At 45.5% G+C, this 22189-nt stretch carries 21 protein-coding genes; 12 read left to right on the top strand and 9 right to left on the bottom strand.

Features of this window, described 5'->3' with window-relative positions; all coding sequences use genetic code 11:
- Positions 1–300 precede the first annotated feature (300 nt).
- From EK374_RS06430 to EK374_RS06440, 3 genes are all read right to left on the bottom strand, one after another.
- Positions 301–1107 (bottom strand): hypothetical protein, encoded by an 807-nt coding sequence (locus EK374_RS06430; protein WP_127021217.1) that lies wholly within the window; start codon positions 1105–1107, stop codon positions 301–303.
- Positions 1107–2744 (bottom strand): AAA family ATPase, encoded by a 1638-nt coding sequence (locus tag EK374_RS06435; RefSeq protein ID WP_127021219.1) that lies wholly within the window; start codon positions 2742–2744, stop codon positions 1107–1109. Before EK374_RS06435 ends, EK374_RS06430 begins: the two co-directional genes overlap by 1 nt.
- Positions 2745–2811: 67 nt before the next feature.
- The gene (locus tag EK374_RS06440) at positions 2812–7578 is read right to left on the bottom strand and encodes a DUF3320 domain-containing protein (protein WP_233280356.1); all 4767 of its coding nucleotides are present in this window, start codon (positions 7576–7578) and stop codon (positions 2812–2814) included.
- A gap of 269 nt (positions 7579–7847) precedes the next feature.
- Here EK374_RS06440 and EK374_RS06445 point away from each other — a divergent pair, with 269 nt between their 5' ends.
- Together EK374_RS06445 and EK374_RS06450 are read left to right on the top strand one after the other, a co-directional pair.
- Complete coding sequence (locus tag EK374_RS06445) at positions 7848–8156, top strand: CopG family ribbon-helix-helix protein (RefSeq protein ID WP_127021221.1); 309 nt, start codon at positions 7848–7850, stop codon at positions 8154–8156.
- Positions 8156–8431: a type II toxin-antitoxin system RelE/ParE family toxin gene (locus EK374_RS06450; protein ID WP_127021223.1), complete on the top strand. Its 276-nt coding sequence runs from the start codon at positions 8156–8158 to the stop codon at positions 8429–8431. Before EK374_RS06445 ends, EK374_RS06450 begins: the two co-directional genes overlap by 1 nt.
- An 85-nt stretch (positions 8432–8516) precedes the next feature.
- Here EK374_RS06450 and EK374_RS06455 read toward each other — a convergent pair.
- The 3 genes from EK374_RS06455 to EK374_RS06465 all read right to left on the bottom strand — a co-directional run bounded on the left by EK374_RS06455 (position 8517) and on the right by EK374_RS06465 (position 11307).
- Positions 8517–9664, bottom strand: a protein-coding gene (locus tag EK374_RS06455; protein ID WP_127019341.1) for an IS3 family transposase whose coding sequence is annotated in 2 segments (ribosomal slippage) — positions 8517–9427 and positions 9427–9664 — 1149 coding nt in all. Because the reading frame shifts where the segments join, the coding sequence is not laid out codon by codon here.
- Positions 9665–9990: 326 nt separating this feature from the next.
- Entirely contained in the window at positions 9991–10614 is a 624-nt protein-coding gene (locus EK374_RS06460; protein ID WP_127021225.1) for a TetR/AcrR family transcriptional regulator, read from the bottom strand.
- 282 nt (positions 10615–10896) lie between these two features.
- Positions 10897–11307 (bottom strand): DoxX family protein, encoded by a 411-nt coding sequence (locus EK374_RS06465; RefSeq protein ID WP_233280357.1) that lies wholly within the window; start codon positions 11305–11307, stop codon positions 10897–10899.
- Between the two features lie 506 nt (positions 11308–11813).
- Between EK374_RS06465 and EK374_RS06470 the strand changes: the two genes are divergently transcribed.
- Both EK374_RS06470 and EK374_RS06475 read left to right on the top strand, forming a co-directional pair.
- Positions 11814–12164: a helix-turn-helix domain-containing protein gene (locus EK374_RS06470; RefSeq protein ID WP_164731832.1), complete on the top strand. Its 351-nt coding sequence runs from the start codon at positions 11814–11816 to the stop codon at positions 12162–12164.
- Positions 12165–12175: 11 nt separating this feature from the next.
- Positions 12176–13513, top strand: coding sequence for a type II toxin-antitoxin system HipA family toxin (locus EK374_RS06475; protein ID WP_127021229.1), 1338 nt, complete (start codon positions 12176–12178; stop codon positions 13511–13513).
- A 130-nt stretch (positions 13514–13643) separates the two neighbouring features.
- On the opposite strand, the gene EK374_RS06480 is transcribed toward EK374_RS06475, so the two are convergent.
- Together EK374_RS06480 and EK374_RS06485 are read right to left on the bottom strand one after the other, a co-directional pair.
- Positions 13644–14684: a methionine synthase gene (locus tag EK374_RS06480; RefSeq protein WP_127021231.1), complete on the bottom strand. Its 1041-nt coding sequence runs from the start codon at positions 14682–14684 to the stop codon at positions 13644–13646.
- A 41-nt stretch (positions 14685–14725) separates the two neighbouring features.
- Positions 14726–15745, bottom strand: coding sequence for a DUF1852 domain-containing protein (locus EK374_RS06485; RefSeq protein ID WP_127021233.1), 1020 nt, complete (start codon positions 15743–15745; stop codon positions 14726–14728).
- Positions 15746–16117: 372 nt separating this feature from the next.
- On the opposite strand from EK374_RS06485, the gene EK374_RS06490 reads away from it, so the two are divergent.
- From EK374_RS06490 to EK374_RS06500, 3 genes are all read left to right on the top strand, one after another.
- The gene (locus EK374_RS06490) at positions 16118–16603 is read left to right on the top strand and encodes a hypothetical protein (protein ID WP_127021235.1); all 486 of its coding nucleotides are present in this window, start codon (positions 16118–16120) and stop codon (positions 16601–16603) included.
- 81 nt (positions 16604–16684) lie between these two features.
- Positions 16685–17089, top strand: coding sequence for a hypothetical protein (locus tag EK374_RS06495; protein WP_127021237.1), 405 nt, complete (start codon positions 16685–16687; stop codon positions 17087–17089).
- A gap of 373 nt (positions 17090–17462) precedes the next feature.
- Positions 17463–18293, top strand: a complete 831-nt coding sequence (locus tag EK374_RS06500) for an HAD family hydrolase (protein WP_127021239.1) — start codon at positions 17463–17465, stop codon at positions 18291–18293.
- Positions 18294–18441: 148 nt separating this feature from the next.
- On the opposite strand, the gene EK374_RS06505 is transcribed toward EK374_RS06500, so the two are convergent.
- Positions 18442–19302 (bottom strand): delta-class carbonic anhydrase, encoded by an 861-nt coding sequence (locus EK374_RS06505; protein ID WP_127021241.1) that lies wholly within the window; start codon positions 19300–19302, stop codon positions 18442–18444.
- Between the two features lie 250 nt (positions 19303–19552).
- Here EK374_RS06505 and EK374_RS06510 point away from each other — a divergent pair, with 250 nt between their 5' ends.
- The 5 genes from EK374_RS06510 to EK374_RS06530 all read left to right on the top strand — a co-directional run bounded on the left by EK374_RS06510 (position 19553) and on the right by EK374_RS06530 (position 22020).
- Positions 19553–20083, top strand: a complete 531-nt coding sequence (locus tag EK374_RS06510) for a helix-turn-helix domain-containing protein (RefSeq protein ID WP_127021243.1) — start codon at positions 19553–19555, stop codon at positions 20081–20083.
- Positions 20080–20808: an AzlC family ABC transporter permease gene (locus EK374_RS06515; protein WP_127021245.1), complete on the top strand. Its 729-nt coding sequence runs from the start codon at positions 20080–20082 to the stop codon at positions 20806–20808. Before EK374_RS06510 ends, EK374_RS06515 begins: the two co-directional genes overlap by 4 nt.
- Entirely contained in the window at positions 20801–21148 is a 348-nt protein-coding gene (locus EK374_RS06520; protein WP_127021247.1) for an AzlD domain-containing protein, read from the top strand. Before EK374_RS06515 ends, EK374_RS06520 begins: the two co-directional genes overlap by 8 nt.
- Before the next feature lie 124 nt (positions 21149–21272).
- Positions 21273–21701 carry a nucleotidyltransferase substrate binding protein gene (locus EK374_RS06525; RefSeq protein ID WP_127021249.1) on the top strand — a complete coding sequence of 143 codons (429 nt, stop codon included), beginning with the start codon at positions 21273–21275 and terminating at the stop codon, positions 21699–21701.
- Positions 21688–22020: a nucleotidyltransferase family protein gene (locus tag EK374_RS06530; RefSeq protein ID WP_127021251.1), complete on the top strand. Its 333-nt coding sequence runs from the start codon at positions 21688–21690 to the stop codon at positions 22018–22020. Before EK374_RS06525 ends, EK374_RS06530 begins: the two co-directional genes overlap by 14 nt.
- The last annotated feature ends 169 nt before the right edge of the window (positions 22021–22189 follow it).

The following is a 22189-nucleotide window of genomic DNA, read 5'->3' on the forward strand; positions in this document are numbered from 1 at the left end:
GCTTAGCGGAATGACTTAACTCTTCAATAGAGTAAGGTTTTAGCTCTTTCAGCAGTTTGCTAACTGTGCTCAGGTTTAGCAGATGGTAGATGGTTAATTATTTATTTGCTTTGAACCCGCCTTTTGAGGCGGGTTCAAAAATAAAAACTATTCTATAGTTGCGTGACAATATACATTGCAAAATTAGTGGATATCTAAACGTCTTCTGTTAGGTGAATTTTCTGTTGTTACTTGTGTAAATCCAGTTATTGCATTTTAAATGTACTAAAGAAAATCTTATAATGTATTCCCAGTCATAAATCATATTAATATTTTTTTTGAAAAATTATCAATGAGCGTGCGATGTACATTATCGTCAATTATGTTATTTGAAAGCATGTCGCAATACTCCCTAAGGGTTCTTGCGTTTCTCCAAAATGAATTTCTAATGGCCTCCTGATGAATTTTCTTTATCTTAAATGAAATTAAATGATAATGAATATGTTTCTTGGTGTAGTGTTCAAGTTTTCTATTGGGCGTTATAAAATAATTAAAATCGACATTAGGAAGTGGACTTTCTATAAACGCGATGTATAACGATGGTTCACCAGTTATTAGATTAGGATAGTCATCATAAAATGGGTTTACCGTTCTCTTGTATCTACTAAATTGAGTTTTTGACCCTTTATCTTTGTTGCAGTCGCCACAACATGGTATTAAATTTTCAGGAAGGAAAGAGAATTGCGGAAGCAAAGCCTTGTTGTAATAATGATCCAATGTTCGGCAAGGAGAAATCCCACAATATGGACAAATTATTCCATTTGAAACGTATGCATCTCGGATTTTATCTATAAAATCTGTGCCGCGTAACTTACTTGGGTTATCATATAACCATTCAAAAATATCTTTGAACTGAGACAAATTCTTTCTTTTGTTGTGATTGAGTGAGCCATTCTGCGCCATTTCATAATGGTAGTTTGTCATCTCGATCTCTAAATCTCTTCGCCTTCCATTTAATTTGCTGATGTTTTCAGGCGCGGTTTGAGAAAATATTTTGTTTAAAGTCTCATGTAATTCGATTTTTTTCTCTATTTCTTCAGCTTCTGCAGGCTTTTTTAACTGAATCATTAATTAAGCATCTCCACAATTATCTTACTTAATAGCTCAGGTGAAAAATTTGAGTAATCTCTAATAGCTTCATCTATATTTTTATTTTTTGCTATTTTTGCTACTTCTTCCCTGAAAATAGAATTTGAATTTAAGTCTCCAAATACATCAATCATTATTTGGTGAGTGTCAGCTCCGAAAGTCTCTATATTGGGTTTGTTAAGCTTGGTAATGCTTGTGTTTCTTGTAAGAATTGTTACTTGCTCTGAAGGGGTTTCTCTTAAAACAAGAGCAGAATGCGTCGCAATTAAGGCGACTGAATTTGTATCTCTTAGTACAAGAGTTAATGAATTAATGAAGTGAGTTAATAAATTTGGGTGAAGATAATTTTCAGGTTCCTCAATAATAATTAGGCTGTTTGTCTCTATAGTTGATATTAATGAATACATAGAAACAAGGAAAGAAAATTGCCCTGAACTAAGAGTTATTTCTGTGCCTTCCCTGTAGAAGTTAATATCCTCATTTGGTAGGACATATTCAATCTCTGAGGAGTGAGGGAGCATTCCTCTCCACCTTAAAACTAAATCATTTTCTTCTTCTACTAGTTGAGTGAAATTACTATAAAGTTTATTTCCCGCATTCGTTTTTATTGAGAAGGAAAATCCAGGAATTACTTTGTTTGTTACCTTGTCAATTAAATCTACTTGCCTGAACATTCCTCTTTTTCTTCTGTCTCTGTAGTTCACGCTCTCTATCATGGATAATAAATTTATCCTTGTTCCTCTTCGATTGCTGCTGCTGTAGTGCCACTGAGACGTTAGTGATATGAAATGATATTGCTCTATGCTTTTTGTGTTTCTAATTAGCGCTGATGGTTTGTAACAGTTGTCATTTATTGTGTTTGATAGTGTTATAATTCGATTGAATAGTGTTTCAGAAATCGCTCTGCTGCTTAGATAATTTCTTATCATATCATTGAGTAAGTATGTTTTTCCACTTCCATTCTTTCCAATTAAAGTGTGAAATGGTATATCTATATTCGCCGAATTTTCAAAATGTAATTTGTGACTTTCTTTTCTCTCAGTTACTAAATTTATGTAGGAAGGTCTATGCATGTGGTATGTTACGTCTTGCCCATCGTCTAGCTGCTTGTAACCATGCTCAAATGAATATCTAATAGATGACTGTCTGAGGAGTGTTTTTCCTATTGATTCTGTTGGGTATTTTTTAATGAATTTAGTGTTTCTATTTTTCTTATAATTATAAGCGTAGTCGTTTAATAAAATGAAAAACTTTCTAGCCTCTTCGTTCGAGAGGTTACTATTTATATACCTGTATGCATCTTCCGATGCTTGGCTTACGTAGTCGCATTTCCAGTTGTGAATTATTTGATGTAAAGATATGTTCCCGTGAGATAGTTCTTCATACAAATCGCTCTCATTTTTACTATAACCAATAAGTAGCATTGTTATCTGGTTTGGTGTTTCGTGAGGGCCGTGCTCCATGTGTCGCCCCTCGACTATTACTGATAATATTATTTCGAATATATTTTTGCCATTTAACATTGTTTTTGTTCGTGATGAATCATGAAGTCGAAGATATAAACTTCCATCTTTAAATGATCTATTGTTGATTAAGATATTTTTTTTGTTAATCATTCGATACTAAGCTCCATCTTTCTAAATGAAAATTTTCGTGTCAGAACATGCTCCTTGTGTTGAGGAGCTAAATTTTGACCGCAATCTTCAACCGCTCATTCTCACAAACCAATACACCTTTATCACACTGTACCTGAGCCAACTTCGCCATTCGTTCCGCAGCCTGTGCCGTTGCGCGCTGAAACCCTAACAGACCCAAAGCTGCGGATGCTGCATCCGTTACACTGATAGCGTGTGCGTCTTGCACTGTAAGTAATAGGGCATTGGTCAGTTCGGCATCACAGACGTTTTCGAGCTTGCGGGTGGCTGTGTCGGCGCTGTTCCAGTTTCTGAGTTTGACTGTGCTGCGGCCTTGCGGCCATAACACTTCGTCTTTATCTAACTGGATCAGCCCTTTGGCAACGGCGCTTTCAATGGCTTGATCGACAGTGCGTTTAATTTTGGCACCAACTCGTGTCAGGCCAGCGGCGTTGGCTAAGCGTGTGGCCATTAAGCTGGCGAATATTGGGTATTCGGTTTCAACAATACGCTCCACCGCATGCACCAACATACTTAAAGGAATGGCACTGAAATCATCGACATGAGGGATATTTAGCTTAGACACATCAGCTTTTTTATAGGGCGTAGTGCAGGCTTCAAACTCTGGTTGTTCTTCCTCTACCTGCAATATAGGCGCTGCAACAAGCTCTGGCGCAGCAACCTGGTGTTTCACTTGTCTGGTGCTAGTGGCTTGTGCCGCCATCGATACCATCAGTTCGTTATGCTGTGTTATGGCTTTATCTATCAATACTTTCAGGCGATGTAACTCAGCCTCTGGATCGCGAAACCAGTCGGTGGACCAAATGCGCTCAAAGCTCCAGCCAAGGCCTTCCAGCACACTTTGCCGCAGCCGTTCGCGGTCGCGGGCTGAAGCGGCCTGGTAATAACCTGCACCGTCATATTCCAGCGCTAATACAAATTTACTGGGGTCTTCAGGATGCTTGATAGCTAAGTCGATATAGTAACCCTGACTGCCGACCCGGGTGGCTACCTGATAACCTAATCGCTGTATTGCCTGATGCAGCAGAGCACCAAAAGCAAAGTTTTGTTCCTGCTCTTTTTCATGGGCTTTGTTCAACTGGCCTGATTCGGCAAATTGCAAAAAGATTTGCAGCGAACGCACACCAAAAGGGCTGTCTGCTTCAACTTTTAATTCATCACCTTTGAAGTTGGCAAAGACTTCCATCGCCAGCCGTGCGCGTGAGATCAGCACGTTTAAGCGCCGTTCACCACCGGGTTTATTCAGCAGGCCAAAATTCTGGCTCAGTTGGCCTGTGCTGGTTTTGCCATAACAAATACTGATATAAATAACGTCGCGCTCGTCGCCCTGCACGTTCTCCAGATTTTTTACAAAAAACTCATCGCCACCCGCATGTCGTGCAAAGAATTCGTCGGTTTCTGGGTGTAAGCGGCGCTCTTTTTCCAGCTCAAGCAAGATGGCATCACGCTGCGAAAGGCTAAAGGCTACAACACCCAAGGACAGGTGAGGTTTGCTTAACGCATGGTTTAACACGGCCGCTACTACAGCTTTTACTTCGCCCGGATTAGTGCGTGAACCGCCTTTGTCGTAATGAGTTTCCGGTAAATGATGAAACTTCAGCCCTGTTGCATCGGGGTGAAAACCCGGGCTTGGGAAGGCCACTAACTTGTTTTTATAAAACTGGTCGTTGGATACTGCAATCAGTGAATCGTGGCGGGAGCGATAGTGCCAGCGCAGCATTTTGCTGGCCGCGCCACGTGCTTCCATCAGTGCCAAAATACTTTCCATTTCTGCAGTGGCGCTGCTTTCCAGCTCTTCTTCTTCCAGTTCAACGGCTTTACCAAACAAGTTGCTTGGTGGCATTTGCTTACTGTCACCCACCACTATCACCTGCCGCCCACGCAGCATAGCGCCCAAGGCATCAGGGGCAGGAATTTGGCTGGCTTCATCAAAGATCACTAAGTCAAAATCCAAAGCTCCTTGTTTCAGGTAGGTGGCGATGGACATGGGGCTCATCATAAAAATAGGTTTTATTTGCTGGATCACGTGACCGGCTTCAGCCAGCAGTTTTCGGATAGGAATATGGCGCTTTTTCTTACCCATTTCGCGCAGCACTAATTCCATTTCACCTTTCGCTGATTTCTTCGGTAAGCGCTCGTACAAGGTGTTCACCAACAGCTCCTGGGCGAAAAACAAACTGTTGCCGTCGATACGTTTAAAGTCGCGCAGGCTTTGCTCATGTTTATTGCGGTCAAAGCGCCGTATGGCTTCCGAGCTGTCGTAGGCATGATCAACCAAACCACGGAAATAACTAAGCTCGAATACTGTCATTAGCAGGTCTGGGGCTGTATGCCATGAGTACGCCAGTTCAGTGAAAGTTTTGATTTTATAAGGCTCAAAGGCCTGAATAATCTGGTTGTAGCGCGCGAAATCGTAAAGCAGGGCAGAGTTTTTCCAGCCTTCTAATAAAGCATTGAGCTGGGGAAATTGCATGGCCGCTAAATCGTGGTTTGGATTGCTGTTAGGGATTTGTATCAGCTCTTTCAGCGTTTGAGCTTGCACTGCAATGGCGTTACAAAGCGTTGTTAGTGAGTTCGCCTGATCACGCAGCAGCTTTTTATCAACTCCTGTATCAATCAGTTCAGCCAATGACTGCGACAATTCAAGACGATTTACTTTGGTATAAAAGGTGCTGATCCAGCTATGGATTTGAGTTAATTCAGTATGCTCTGAAAACTCGCCTTGCCACTGAGCGCCAAAGACTTCAGACAAAATAGCGTGGTAGCTGGTCAGCTCTTTTTTCGCGCTTTGATAGGCTAAAGCAGTATCTAATGCAGTGAGCCAGTCAGCGGACGATGCTGGCAGAGTGCCACGCCAAAGCCCTGCTAAGTTAGCTTTTGCTTGTCGATAGCTGGATGACAGGAAACGCCACCATTTATCTGTTTTACCAATCAAGCCCTGGCGGATACTCAATAAATCGGCATCCAGCGCTTGAGCTATAAAGTGTTGTTCGCAGCTGGTTTTAAGAGTTAAGAAAGTGGCTAAACAAGCCAGACCATTATCGATCCGTTTTTGTTCAACAGCCCATAAAGGGTTATTTACTTTAACCTGTTTAAGATCTGGCACTTCGGATAGCCAGCTTGTTGTTGCGATCAGCGGGGTAACTTGTTGCAAGCTTTGTGGTTTTTCAAGCTTCAGAAATGCGCTGACGGTTTGAGTTTGTGCATCAAGTTGGCTAAGTAGCTGGCTTATTTCTGCCAAAGCTGAGGTTAGCGCTTGTTGCAAGGCAGGAGAAAAGTCAGTACGGCCAGACATCGCAAAAGGATGTGCTGCAGGCACACCAACACGTTCCAGTTGCTGCACTAATTCTGCCACCAGCTTTCTGGCATTGCTGTATTGCTCGGCTGTCCATTGTTCAAAGCAGCTAAAAGGCAAAGTTGGCAAAGAACTTTCGGGATCTTTTGTTTTCAGCTGCAACAGAGAGCCTAAAGCTTCAATATAATTAAGGCTACTGCGCAAAACAGGGGCGCGAATGGCATGCACATAAGCATCCAGTGAAGCTTTTGATTCTGCCAAATCCGACAGCTCTTGCTGGCGATTTCCGGTTTGTGGCCGCCCTTGTTCCAGTGATTCAGCGATAGATTCCAGCACAGCTTTTTTGGTACTTTTGTGGCTGTGCAGTTCCAGTACGGCAAAGCCCATATGAGTTTCATCAAGGCGCTTTTTCACTACCTCAAGTGCTGCCATTTTTTGCGCCACAAAAAGCACTTTTTTACCCAAAGCAACAGCTTCGGCAATGATGTTGGTGATGGTTTGGGATTTGCCTGTACCTGGCGGGCCTTGAATGATTAAGTCTGCACCAGACTTCATGGCGAGGATGGCTTCAATCTGGCTGGAGTCGGCGTCTTTTACCAAGTGGAGTTTTTCCGGATGATTCAGATCATCCTGGTTAATCTCGACATTGTGATCAAAACCATCCCGGAATAAGCGGCCAATCAAAGGCAATTGGGATGGTTTTTTTCCTTCAGGCCAGCCGGACGGGTCAAGGTCCATATACATCTGAAACTTGCCAAATGAGAACAGCCCTAAACCTATTTTGTCCTGATGCACCCGCCATGAAGGTTGTGCTGCAATTGCATCTGTCACCGCCTGATAGTAATCAGAAACCGTCATGTCATCTGAGTAGGTTGGCAGCAATAACTTAAATTCTGTTCTGAGCTTTGCCGCTAAAGTCAGGTTTGAGCCCAGATCTTCGCCTGTATAACGCAACTTAAAACTGTCGCGTGCAGAAGAGCGGGTAAGTTCGACAGGGATCAGAATTAACGGCGCATACCTTGAAACTGATGAGTTGGTTGGCTCGTTCCACTGTAAAAAACCAAGAGCCAGATACAGAACCTCAACACCTTGTTCCTGCAGCATGGTGTGCGCTTCAGTTTCGAGTTTCAGCAGTGCTTTATCCAGCTTTGCTGGTATCAGCCCAGTTTGCAGGTATTTATCGCTAAAGCGTGCAGCGCCTTTCTTTTGTTCCAGATACAAATCAAGCGGTGGTAATTCGGAGTCGTCGTCCGACTGAAAGAAGCTTCCTTCATCTTCGTTGTCGGCAATTTTTTGTTGATAAGCTTCTGGCAGCGGCAAAAAGCTAAGGGTGTTTTCCTGCTCAACCAGCATCTGAAAAATCTTGGCAGATTGTTCATCAATAATGTCGAGGGATTTGCTGCCACTGCGGTAATTTAATTGGGGGTTGGATCGAAGACCCATATCAAGTAATTCAAGACGCGCACGTTCCAACTGCTGCTCAACAACCATAAAATCCATCTCCGGTCTGCTTGAATACCCATCGCCTTTGTTGTCTGCTGGTTATTTATTTCTAATTGCGGCGATGGTTAAAAAACTACCATAACAACGCTTGTTTCCAAAAGCAATATTGGGGTTGGTTGTCGTCGAAGTGCTTAGTTACGAAGTGCTGCGTTATTGCCAGAACCGCAACAACGACGCAGAAACTGAATAGCGGTTAAAAACAAAAATCCCAGTGCCAAAAATTAAGGTATCAGCCGTGCGCCTTGCTGGAATGGGGTTTAATCAGTATGATTAATTTTGAATCACTTTACATCAGGAGCATCGCTGTGGCACAAGCCGGAACTAAAGTGTTAACCGCACATATCCCGTTGCCGTTGGCTGAAAAAGTTGACCAAATGGCTGAACGCTTAGAGCGCTCCCGCGGTTGGATTATGAAACAAGCTTTATCTGCCTGGCTGGAACAGGAAGAAGAGCGCGAACGCTTAACTCGTGAAGCTTTGGCAGATGTAGATGCAGGGCAGGTGATCGATCATCAGGCTGTGCAGGCATGGGCCGAAAGCTTAGGCACAGATAACCCGTTAGCGGTGCCAGGCTAATGGAATTGAAGTGGACCAGTAAAGCATTGTCGGATTTAGCCCGACTTTACGAATTTCTGGCTCCGGAAAATAAACAGGCGGCCGCCAAAACAGTACTAAGTTTGATCAAAGCACCCACACTATTACTGACTAATCCGCGTATAGGCGAGCAGTTATTCGAGTTTTTACCGCGAGAAGTGAGGCGATTATTAGTAGGGCATTTTGAGATGCGCTACGAACTCCAGCAGCAGACCATTTATATATTGCGGCTTTGGCATACAAGAGAAGAGCGCTGAATAGAGCGGAAGTGTCTCACTCTACCTGATTGCCACTCCCCAATTAGGTTTGTTATTTAGTCTTCATTGAATCGCCACCAATAAACTAGACACTTCCCAGCCGTTCTTGGTAACGGTTTTCATACTCTACCGGTGACAGCAGATTATTGGAACCATGTTTCCGTTTACTGTTGTAAAACATTTCAATGTAATCAAACACATCACTTCTGGCCTCATCACGCGTCGTGTAGACTTTCCGCTTGATCCGCTCTCGCTTTAACAACTGGAAGAAGCTTTCTGCCACTGCATTGTCATGACAGTTTCCGCGTCTGCTCATGCTGCCTTGTAAGCCATGAGTTTTCAGGAATGCCTGCCAGTCATGGCTGGTGTATTGGCTCCCTTGGTCGGAGTGAACCATCACCTGTTTTTTAGGCTGACGTCGCCACACGGCCATCAGCAATGCGTTCAGCACAATATCTTTGCTGATTTGGGAATGCATCGACCAGCCAACAACCTTGCGCGAGAACAAATCCACAACCACAGCCAAATACAGCCACCCCTCATGCGTGCGGATGTACGTGATATCAGTTACCCATACCTCGTCAGGCACTAACGGATTAAACTGCCGCTGCAAGCGGTTCGGCGTAATGATATGGCTGTCCCCCTTACGTGATCTGGGTTTGCGATATCCAACCTGTGCTTTAAGCCCTTCGGATTGCATCAACCGGTATACCCGGTTAATGCCGCAAGACTCGCCGAAATCACGTAAATCAGAATGAATTTTACGGTAGCCATACACACAACCAGACTCCAGCCAAAACTGTTTTATTAATCCTGTCAGCCGCCGGTTTGCTTTATCGCGTTTCGACAGCGATGCCTTACTCCACGCATAGTATCCACTGGGATGCACATCCAACATGTTACAAAGCCAGCGCACCGGCCAGCTGTCGCAGTGTTCTTTAATGAAGGCGTATCTTAGTCGGACAGCTTTGCGAAGTACGCCGCGGCTTTTTTTAGAATGTCGCGCTCTTCGGTGGCTCGCTTCAGCTCTTTTTGCAGTCGCTTAATCTCGGCCTGAGCGTCAGCCAAATCATTATGCTGTTGTTTGTCAGGACCGTACTTTTTAATCCAGGCGTACAGGCTGTGCGTGGTGATATCGAGCCGTTTGGCAACATCCGCAACTGAATGGCCGCGATCAACGACCTGCTTAACTGCTTCGATTCTGAATTCTTCGGGGTAACGTTTACTGCTCATAGGCACCTCTCTTTGAGTTAGTTTATCTAACTGAAAGGTGTCTAGGAAATTAGTGGCGATTCACATATCTGCCAACACCCTTCTTCATAACTCATAATCAGATCAAAACACTTCAAAGCCTATAGATTGAAATACATCAAAACCTATAAATGGTATTACACTAAAACCTGTAGATTAATCCCTAGAACTGTCAGGAGCTGGCGGCTCTAGTGGCTGAAAGGCTGGTCAGCCAGATATAAAGGTCGACAAGAGTGAGCTCTAAGCTGAAATGTTAGAGCTTGTTATGACTGTTATATAAAACACTGCGAAAGATGACAGCAATGGGCTTAAGCCCCATGAATTTTAAGAAAATGTTTTATACCCAGATTTACACGGTCTTCCATTTCAGCTTTTGTTAGCGGTGGTCGCACCCCTAGTTTAATTTCAAGATTTACAAAACCAAGCCATAAGCCTGTCAAAATATCGGCTGCCTGAACTGGATCGCTGACTGCTAACTGGCCTGTTTCCATGGCCTGAGCTATTAAGCGGGTAAGAAATTGTTGCCCGCGGCCTGGGCCTAAATTAAAAAAGTGGTTGGGCAGATCGGTTTCCTGTAATTCCAGAGCGGAGATTAGGCGGTCCCAATTTAGCAGGTCCCTGTTGTTGATAAAGGCAAGATATTGCAAGCCAAATTCGTAGAGTGCTTCAGACACAGGGCGTTGGGTAAATTGAAGGAATTGTTCTTCTGTAACCGTCAGATCGGCTTCTCTTAGAATGACCGCCTCAATGATGGCTTTTTTATCTTTGAATTTGGCGTAAAGCGTGGCTTTTGCCACTCCGGAAGCAGCTGCAATTTCATCCAAGGTTACATTTGGCCCTTTGGACAAAAATAAACTGCGGGCACTGTCGAGGATGGCCACTGTCTTGGAGTTATCCTGGGGTCTGCCGCGTTGTTTTTTAACTAAATCCACTCTTGCTCCGAACCGGCACAATTAATAAAAAAGTGTATTGGCGTGAAGCTCCACCGCCTTTGGTATGGTCAGCGAAGCTTACTTAGTGTTGAACTTTGCGTATTAAATCGGACTTAGCCTGTAATTTCAAAGACTTTTCCTTTAATGAACAACTCAGGTTTCGGGCTATGGCGTTGTTGGCCGCTCTAAAGTGTCGATTCTGAAGTAAGGTGCTTTCCACTTTGTTTTTCAGAACCGACCTGCTTACTGTTGAATTACTGGCTGTTGAGTAAAGCCGACAGGTTAGGACAGTGGCACTACTGACAGTATAGCGGCCAGCATAAGTCCGCCGACTACGGTGACATGTTCCAGCGCTATATGGAATTCATGGGTGCGTTTGGGCTCGTCAAATTTCCAGAATGGATGGCCAAGCGGGATAGTGAGCAGCAGAAACACCGCTAACCAGCCTGCACCTAACCAGCCATATCCTCCCAGGTTGGTGATGATGAGCAAGGAGCCAGCTAACTGAGTGAATATGGTAGCAAGTGCAAAAAAGCGCGGATTAGGCAAATTTACATCGACCATTTCCTGCACAATCACTTTGAAATTAAACACACCAAAAAGCCCGGCCATCCAAAACACAAAGGTAAGCACAAGCTTTGCCACCAGCAAAGCCACTGGGTGTTGAAGTACAGCTATCACTAAATCTTGCACAATTTTACTCCTCTTTATTTAATAGACTCGGCAGTCTAGTAAATTTTTGAGGGCTTGAAAAGTAATTAATGAACTGGCCGGTATAGTAATTTGGGTGTGCAGTAAAAAGCCTGCTGCAGCAGAGACAAAGCCAGCAAGCTTGCGCCAAATTGTTAACTACTGCGAAGCAAAAGAAGCCAATTGTTGCACCACTTCATCCGTGATGGGCTGCAATAAATTCAGCTGGGCCAGCACTGCAAACAGCGCTTCGAAGTGTAAGCAGCTATGCCCGAAGTTCTCTTTTGCAGCGGCTACAACTACTTTGATCTGGTTGTCATGGTAAAGTGGCAGGCTAAGTTCAGTAACTTATATTAATAATTAATAAAAGCACTGTTGTGGTTGTTTTCTGCGTTTATAGTGAATAAAAGCACTTTTATTTAATATTGTTTAATGTTGGAATTAAGCACTATACTTATATCTATTACAGGTTAATAGTGCGGATAAGCCATATTATGGAAATCAGTCGAATGAGTAATCAAGCCATTTTGGTGATGCTTGGTGAGCGTTTTTTACAAGCACGGCTCAATGAAGGCTTAGAACAAATTGAACTGGCGGAAAAAGCTGGTGTTAACGTGAGTACGGTGCAGAGTTTAGAAAACGGTAAGCGCAGTGTTGGTCTGGAAAAAATCATCGCGATACTGCGGGCGCTGGATAAGTTGCATGAATTAGACAACTTTATGCCAAAACCTCCGGTGCGATCGGCTTCATTGCTTACCAATAAGAATCAGGTCAGAAAACGGGTCAGTAAGCGCAAAGAAGACAAGCAGGATACGGAGCCATTTCAATGGAATAAATCCATAGCTGCAAGCGGCGACTAAAAGGGGGCTGTATGGCAGGGGCAATCGAGAGAGCTGAGGTGTATCTGTGGGATACAAAAGTTGGCTCAGTTATTTGGCAAAATGACTTAGGCTACTTTGAATACGATCGGAATTTTCAACGTTCAGGTATCGAGTTGTCGCCCATTAAAATGCCGCTCAGCAACAAAGTCTATGCATTTAGTGAACTGTCCGAACAAAGCTTTAAGCGGCTTCCCGGATTACTGGCGGACAGCTTACCGGACAAGTTTGGTAATAGACTGATTGATCAATGGTTAGAACGTAATAACCGCACGCCACAGTCGTTCAGCCCCATTGAGCGCTTATGTTATATAGGTTCTCGTGGCATGGGAGGATTAGAATTTCGGCCGAGCATTGGCGCAATCAGTACATCCACTTCAGAAGTGCAATTAGCAGATCTGGTTGAGTTAGCGAACCAGGCGCTGCAAGAAAAGGTTGAACTGGATACTCAACTGCATGGATCCGACGACCAGAATAAACAACAGGTGGTTGAGCAAATTATCCAGGTTGGAACCTCTGCTGGTGGTGCCAGGGCCAAGGCGGTGATTGCCTGGAATAAAGATACTAATGTGATCAAGACAGGTCAGGCGCCTGCGGGTGAGGGTTTTGACTATTACCTACTGAAGTTCGACGGCGTCACAGAAAACAAAGATAAAGAGCTACTGGCTGATCCGAAGGGATTTGGTTTACTGGAGTATGCCTATTACTTAATGGCGCTGGATGCTGGCGTACTGATGAGTGAGTGTCGGTTGTTTAAAGAAAATGGCCGCTCACATTTCATGACCAAACGTTTTGACAGGTTAGCCGGTGGCGACAAGTTGCATATGCAATCTTTGTGTGGCCTGGCGCATTATGATTTTAATGAGTCTGGTGCTTACTCCTATGAACAGGCGATTGGGGTTTTACGCCAGCTTGGATTATCGGCCAAAGAGATTGAGCAGTTTTACCTCAGAATGGTGTTTAACGTGGTGGCCGTTAACCAGGATGATCATACTAAGAACATTGCATTTTTGATGGATCAGAAGGGCAAGTGGTCGCTGTCACCTGCGTATGACATCACCTACAGTAATGGTGTAGGCTGGACAAGTCGTCACCAGATGACCATAAATGGCAAAGCGAAAGACATAGAGTTTGATGACTTGATGAAGGTGGCCAGGCATGGCGATTTGAGTCTGGCAAAAGCAAAAAAAATCGTGAAGCAGGTGGTGGGTGCTGTGTCCAGGTGGCCACACTACGCTGAGCTTGCAGGGTTAAAAGATTTTGACGGCATGGCAAGGTTGGTGGCGGAGATTGGTGCAGCTCAGCGTTTATATTTAGCGGATGGGCTATGAGCTGGTTTCGACTTGGTCTTGCCGTTATTTCAGGGGGAAGGGCGGCGGTTTGAATGGCTATTTATTCCAATCAAACCGCAACGGAAAATCCGCAAAACACTACCCTTGTGACACTGCGTTCAATCCGTGGCTATTTGCCCGCCAATTCCCTACGCACTATCTCAGCACCTGCTGCTAATGCATTCAGTTTGCCTCGTGCAATATGGCGCGGTAACGGAGCCATGCCGCAGTTAGTGCAAGGGTAGAGGTGGTGGGCGTCGACAAACTGCAGGGCTTTGCGCAGCGTGGCGGCCACTTCGTCCGGCGTTTCAATATTGTGGTTGGCGACATCTATAGCGCCGACCATCACTTTTTTACCGCGAATTAGTTCCAGCAGCTCCATTGGAACCCGTGAGTTGTGGCATTCCAGTGAGATGATATCGATGCTGGATTGTTGCAGCTTAGGGAATACGGCTTCGTATTGGCGCCACTCGCTGCCCAGAGTTTGTTTCCAGTCGGTGTTGGCTTTAATGCCATAGCCATAACAGATATGCACTGCGGTTTCGCATTGCAGCTCTTTAAGACCGTCAGCGGCTTGTTCTAAAGCGGCAATACCCCAGTCGTTTACTTCATCAAAAAACACATTAAAGGCTGGCTCATCAAACTGGATAATATCCACACCAGCCTCAACCAGTTCTTTGGCTTCCTGATTCAGTATTTTGGCAAACTCAAAGGCCAGCTTTTCGCGGCTTTTGTAATGCGCATCGTACAGCGTGTCTATCATGGTCATAGGGCCAGGCAGCGCCCATTTAATGCGTTGGTTGGTTTGCTGGCGTAAAAATTTGGCGTCCTCCACAAACACCGGTTTTTGCCGACTGACAGGGCCAACTACTGTAGGCACGCTGGCGTCGTAGCGGTTGCGGATACGCACTGTTTCGCGTTTTTGAAAATCTACGCCGTCCAGATGCTCAATGAAGGTGGTGACAAAGTGTTGGCGCGATTGTTCGCCGTCACTGACGATATCAATGCCAGCCAGCTCTTGTTCGTGCAACGACAAACGCAAAGCGTCCTGTTTGCCGTCTGTTAATTCCTCGCCCTGCAATTTCCACGGCGACCATAAGGTTTCAGGTTGGGCCAGCCATGAAGGTTTAGGTAAGCTGCCTGCCGTTGAGGTAGGGAGTAATTTTTTCATCAATAGGTCGCTCTTTGGTTTAATTGAATTCATTGCCGGATTTACTGTTGCTGTGCTGCTTTGTCAGCAGAGCTTTGTGCCAGCACGCGGCTTAACAGGGCATGGTGCGGCTTGATAAAGTGTTCGTGTGCAAACTTGCCTTGTTCTACCGCTAAGCGGCTGCGCTCTTCTCTGTCGTACACAATGTCTGTTAATGCGTGATCGCGGTTTTTTAAGTTCGGCTGATAACGCTCTCCGGCGGCGGCATGGGCGTTGTAAATTTCAGGCCGGTAAATGCGTTGAAAGGTTTCCATGGTACTGATGGTGCTGGCCAGCTCCAGGTTGCTGTAGTCGTTCAGCAAATCGCCAAAGAAGTAAAACGCCAAAGGCGCGGCGCTGCCAGCAGGCATAAAGTAGCGAACCTCTAAGCCCATTTTTTTGAAGTACTGCTCGGTTAAAGAGGTTTCATTGGGCTGGTATTCAACCCCTAACACTGGATGCTGATTGCTGGTGCGCTGATAGGTTTTGTTATCGGACACACTCAGGCAGATCACTGGTGGTTTGTTAAAGTGTTGCTGATAAGCTTCTGAATTGACGAAGTATTGAAACAGCTTGCCATGCAAATCACCAAACTGCTCCGGAATGCTGAAGCTAGGCTGGTTTTTGTTATGTTCCGGCAGCACCAGGCTGAAATCATAATCCCGCACATAAGAGGAAAAGTTATTGCCAACAATGCCTTCAATGCGCTGATTGGTTTTGCCGTCGATAATAGTGGTTTTTAATACTTCAATGGCCGGGAAGTTGTGTCCATTGTTCTCTTCCGTGTTTGATACAGCGCCTTCTATCTGGATAGCCACAGAAATAATATCCAGCTGCACCGAATAACGATCTGAGTTTGGGTTATCCCAAAACACCAGGCTATTAAAACGGTTGTTGATCATGGCTAAGGTGTTGCGAAGATTCTGCTGACGGCGCTCACCGCGAGCCAAATTAGCAAAGTTGGTGGTGATACGGGTATTGTCCGCTGGTTGATAATTTTCATCAAAACCAATGCTTTTGATGCTGAATTTGAAGTTGTTCATTGTATCTGTACCCCATTGTGCGGCTCGAGTATCCATTAAGAAGTCTGGATGTCTAAAGTTTATGTGTCTGTTATACGCGGATGGCTGGATGAAGAAAAATGGTTTTATTTCATCTGCTGTATGAAGGATCTTCATGTTGGGTTGGTTGTCTGTTTCAAGGTACAGGTTATGCCCTGATGGTGGGGGCGGGCGGACCTTGATGGAAATAGGTTTGTCCCTGAGGTTTAACTGGTGAAGCTTTTGCTGATACAGATGGCGGGCTAATTGAACTGAAGCGGGCCAGTAAAGTTGATAACCTTAGTTTTAGTTGATAGCTTGGTATCTGGTTACTTTCACTTCACTGTTATAACTTGATGATAGATATGGATGTTTATGAAAAATAGCGCTTTTATTTTCCTTTTGTCATTCACCCCCTTTGTTGCACTAGCTCAAATGTTGCAGATCGAGCAACAAACTATCGAACACTATCTACCCGGAACCTGGGTCTGTGACTTCACTACAGATATAACCGGCGTGAGTGCATCGGGTCGCATTGAGAACACTTATACCAGCAACGGAAGGATCAATTCGGTTGCGGTATTTAAGATCCCACTTACTGCTGAGAAGGCAGCTACTAGATATTTATTCACTGCCACTGGTACCTGGGCTCTGGATGGGAACCAGTTAACAAGTACCGGAACTATCACAATGCAGCAACAAAGCAGCAATTCCATAGAACAAACATCTGAAGAAGTAGCTCCCCCGGAATTGTCTGAGATAATTGAAGTCGTCGAAATCATGGAGATAAACGAGTCGAAATTCATTGTGAAAAACCAACCTAAAGGCTCATTGACTGAGTGTTCCAGGAAAGTTGGTTAGACATGATCACTGCACAGTTTTACGGAGTTTGAATTATTTATGCTTAATAGATTTTTGAATCGATGGGGCTATGGGTTCCCTGTGTTTTTGCTACTTCAAGGCTGTGCAAGCAGTGGCTCTCTGGTGAATGAAGTCAGCTATGTCAGATTTCATGACAGTATTTTCCAGCTAAAAGCTGTCAATAAAGATGGAAAACTCATACCTCAAGAGTGGAATAAAGAAGCAACCCGCTTATGCCCATCCGGATATCAGGAGTTTGACGTTTTTGCATCTGAAGTGCAGGGCGGCGGCAGCTCTTCTTCGGGTACGGCGGCTGTCACTGGCGGCGTTTTAGGTGGTTTAACCGGCGGATTACTTGGCGCTGGAATCGAAGCTTTGAATACAGACCATGGTGTCATGGTGATTGGGTACATAGTGTGTAACGACAGTGGTTTTACTACAGAACATGCTGAGGACATTGTGTGGGGCAGGGCTGTTGCAAAGTAAGCTGAAGCGCAAGGTTACCCGGGTAAGTTACTGGTTCGCCGTCAGCAAAGCTGATAGTTCAGGGGCGTATGACTGTATGAAACTTATTAAGACTGTCGGGACAGATTGACCAAAGTAGCTTTAACACAAACTGGCCGTTACTTCGAAGTCTATGCGCAACTGACTTCGCAGATTTTGGCTATCCGCCCCTGTTTGTATGCCGATGCAACAATGCCAACACATCAGCAGCGAACGCCCCAGGCGAAGTAACGCAATTAACTTAGCATTGAATAGGTGCTGCGCCTTCATTTTTTAGAGGTGTTAGCTAAAAAAATTACAATCCAGCTTTAAATAGCCGCCGCTGCATTTAGTTGTTAAGAAAAGGAATTCGTTGATGTCAGACCAAAGCACAGTGCCAAAACAGCCCCATGAATGGACAGAATACGAACTTATGGCGCTAGCCGATGTGCCTCCGGGTTTACACAGCTGGGGGGCTGATAAGTTCCGAACTTTTATTCTCGAACAGGCCGCAAAGTATGAAGCGCAAGACAAGCTACAAAAGCAGCAGGAGTATTTATTGGCCTTTGCGGCAGAAAACCCGGGCTATGTGCCTAATAACCCCGAGCTGGTATTTACCGATCTGGCTTTATTCGACTTCGATGGCACAGTTACAAGCTGCGACACCTTTACGCCTTTTATCAAACAGGTGATATCGCCAGCACGGCTGTTTTGGGGGCGTTTGCTATTGCTACCTGTTATAGCTGCCTATCGTATTGGCATGGTGTCTTCTTCCCGAATGCGCAGGTTACTGGTCAAACTGGCGTTAACCGGACGCTCAAAAATGGAACTGGAACAACTAGGGCGGCAACACGCCACTAAGTTTTTACCTACAGTGATCCGGCCTTTGGCGATGAAAAAGTTGCAATGGCACTTAGCAGCAGGCGACAGAGTGGTGCTGGTTTCTGCCTCTTTGGATCTTTATCTCAAACCATGGTGCGACCACATGGGTATTGAGTTGTTGTCAGCCAGCCTTGAGGCTGAAGGAGACAGGCTAACAGGTTATTACAACGGGCCTGATTGCTGTGGTGAAGAAAAAGCAAACAGGGTGAAGGCTTTACTGAAACTAAGCCACTTCGACCGAATTTATGCATACGGTGACACCAAAGAAGATCGTGAATTACTGGCGTTAGCCGATGAAAAATACTATCAGTGGAAAAGGATCTAGCTACGGAAAAAGGGGCACAGTTAGTCTATTTCTGTGCTGCAGTTACGCTAGTGGCAAAGCAAATTGCAGCAGGAGTTGCCCGCACAACGAAAAACACCAACTGCTTTTATTTAAAAAGCAGTTGGTGTTATTGCATGAAACAGATTTGCTATTCGTCTATTTTCGACAATAGATCCGGGTTGGTTACCAGGTTACGTACTGCGTGCGCTTCGGATTCTTTAAAGGGGTTGGCCTTACACCATTGACCTACTGTGGCAATATTAACCTTCGCCACTTTAGGACGAACGCCCCAACTGACCTGAAAAGGCGAGGCGATTTCATTGTAATCCGGGCCTGTGGTTGAGCCTGCATACTCGACAGGATCGCCTGTGTTCTCCGGTATATTCAGCGCCTGATGGTAGCCATCATCCATGCCGACAGCGGCAAGTTGGGTGAAATCCAATGCTTTGGGGTCATTCACCAGCACAAAAACCTGAGCTTCTACCCGCAGTTCAGGGTTTTTAATAGCTTCACTCATACAGGAATTTAAAGTTGCACCAGGTGCAGCCATGGCGCTGGTGTGGACATAATGCACTTCGATGGTGTCACCTGAATGCAAACTACCATGCTCACCAGCACATACTGGCTCTTTGACCGGGGTTAACTCGGCTTTGCTGAGTTTGCCATTGTATTTATAACCCGAGCCCATGCCTTTTCCGTCGCCGTTGCCCGCATAAGTGGTGAACTCACCGCCTTTGTGTTCAGCGCTGACGTGCATATGAATATTGCACAGGTTCATCTTTTCATACGAAGGAGCCAAAGCGAATATACGCTGGTCACTGCCGGCTTTCATGTCGATATCACGAGGCGACTGGGGGCCGTAGCCTTTGTCTTTGGTGGCCGCTGCCAATTTGGCATTTTGCTGGGCAATCACATCGTCGCTAACAGCATGATGTGATTCTTCCACCGCCTGAAGATCGCTACAGACCACAGCAGAAAATACCAGACAAGATAAAAAAGATAGTTTCATAACATGTCCTTGGTTCTGGCTGGCGGAATACGGCACCCACTATCACCATGATAGTGGTGTTCTGCCAAGCCGATAAACTTTAGACCAGGTGAAGGGTTTTGCTACTTTTCCCGGCTAATTTTATCGTAGCTTGGGCTCTTCTGGTTTCGAATTAAATGCAAGGCTCAGGCACAGAATTCCAGTTCAGGACATTGACAAGCGGCCGTTCCTTATATAGAACGTTCTGTATAGAGAACGATTAGAGGTTGTAATGGATAAAGCTACACTGGATACGCTGGGGCGGCATATTCAAAGTTTGCGGATAGCACGGGGCTTGTCTTTGTCACAGCTGGCTGCGGATGCCGGTATTGCTAAATCTAATTTGTCACGACTGGAGCAGGGCAATGGCAATCCAACACTGGACACCATCTGGCGTTTGTCTTTGCAGCTGCAAGTGCCTTTTGGCAATTTGATAGCGCCTGTTAGTGCGCTGGTCGGAGATAGTGGTGTGCAGGTGCGGCTGATCGATCAAGGCAAAGACAATCCTCCTGTCGATGCCTATTGGATGTCCTGTGCGCCACACACAGAACGCAAGGCAGAGGCTCATACCATGGGCACTGTTGAATCTATTACTTTGCTTAGTGGTCAGCTTGAAGTGGGTATTGAAGGGAATACCAAAACCTTAGTTGCCGGGCAAAGCCATAGCTTTTCTGCTGACGAGCCGCATTTGTATCGCACAGGCGAAAACTGGGCTACGGCGCTTTTGACCATTGTGTATCACCCAAGTGGGGAGGGGCTATGAGCTCAGTTGCCCCCCTAAAAAGCCCACCATGGTTGCAGGGCGCGCGTGATGCTTTGCCGCTTTTGGGCGGTTATATTCCGGTGGCTATTTCTTTTGGTTTGATTGCAGTGCAATCGGGTTTTACTGCACTGGAAGCTGTACTTATTTCAGCCCTTATCTATGCGGGGGCCTCGCAGTTTTTGTTTATCGCTATGGTTGCTTCTGGCGCGCCGCTGTTGTTAGTGTTGGTGATGACCTTGCTGATTAACGCCAGGCATGCAGTGTATGGGCCTAATCTTGCGCCTTATTTATCAAATAGCCGTTGGTGGCCAGTACTGATGCATGGCTTAACTGATCAGATTTTTGCGTTGGCCCATACAAGATTGCCGCAGTTGGCAGAAAAAGATCGAATGGGGTGGTACATCAGCGCTGCTTTGATTGCATGGGGAAGCTGGATTGTTGGCACCGCAGTGGGTGCTATAGCCGGAGCTGAAATTACTGAACGCTGGCCTTTATTAGGCGAAGTGATGCCCTTTGCCTTACCAGCGCTTTTTTTGGTGTTATTGGCACCACGTTTTACCTCTGTGCAGTGGTCCTTAACCATGCTGATCACCATAGTGGCGGCCTTGCTGCTGAAGCTGATGGGCATGACCAATTCAGCTATTCCGCTGGCGGCAATATGCGGTGTGTCGCTGTTTTATCTGCTGCAGGCCAAACTAAAAGCAGAGGGGAAAATCCATGGATAAATCACTCTGGTTGTTACTGCTGGCCTGCGCTTTGGGGACCTATTTACTGCGGGCTTTGCCTTTGCTTTGGATGCAACGACATTTGGTACGTCGCAGTGTCAACAATAGCAGTCAGACCATGCCTGTCTGGCTGACCGTGCTGGCGCCTACTATGGTTGCCGCTATGTTTGGTGTGTCGTTAGCGCCTGCAAATGCGGTGTTGAGTTCCTGGTTGGCCACAGTGCTGGGTGGGCTTTGCACTATTCTGGTTTGGCGGCGCACCCGTTCTTTAGGCTGGCCTGTCTGCACAGGTGTGGCTGTGTATGGCGTGGTGGTTGTATTGTTTAAAATGATAGGCTGAATCTGTTAACTCCGGAGCCGTAAGCTGCATCCCTACATTCAAATAGCTGCTGAGTTGCTCTTCTGTTAACATTGCTGCAGCGAACAGATTCTTAAGTCTGTAACACTTTTAAGGAGTAAGGTTCATGTCTTTGAACGTTGAGCATTTGAGACGAACTGCCGACACTCTGGAACAAGCTATTCTTCGGTTGGCTGAAGTAGATTCAGGTGATGTGTTGTACGATTTGTACCGCAACGCGGCCATAAAAAGCTTTGAACTCTCGTTGGAAACTACCGGAAAGTTGCTGCGTAAAGCGCTGAAGTTATATGGCGGCAGTCCGCGTGAAGTGGACAAGCTGGTATTTAATGATGTGCTACGCCATGCAGGCAAACATGGTCTGCTGGATATTGCTGGGGTTGAACGCTGGATTAATTACAGGGCTAACCGCAATACCACAGCGCACGACTATGGCGAAGGTTTTGCTAACGAAACGCTGAAAATTCTTCCTGATTTTTTAAAGGATGTGCGTGATTTAGCCTTGGCTACTCAGGAATTATTTGATGCCCAGCAATGATATTTCCACACTGCAGCTAGAGCCAAGACACCTGAATTTGCTAAAGCAGTTATTGGCGCAGTATGTTCCGACGGCTGAAGTATGGGCTTATGGCAGCAGAGTTAATGGCAATGCGCATCAGGGCAGCGATCTTGATATAGTGCTGCGTAACACGGCGGACCTTGAACTTACTCAAAGCGATTGGTGTGAACTACAGGAAGCACTGCAGCAAAGTACTTTGCCAATTTTGGTCGATGTACACGACTGGGCTTTATTACCGAAAAGTTTTTATCCCAATATTGAACGTGATTATGTGGTGTTGCAGCAAGGGCATCAGTAAAAGTCACAATTAACGAGCTGAAGAATTTTCATAACATCAGCCTGGTAAGTTGGGCTCATGTTATTAATCTTAAGTTTGCAAAACAACAATAAAACTGTAGGGGGCGGGTTTATCCCGCCCCGAGAATGTTAAATCTCACTCTACTACTCAATACTACTCGACTTCATAC

Origin of the sequence: Rheinheimera mangrovi (assembly GCF_003990335.1) — a bacterium.
Taxonomy (GTDB): Bacteria; Pseudomonadota; Gammaproteobacteria; order Enterobacterales; family Alteromonadaceae; genus Pararheinheimera; species Pararheinheimera mangrovi.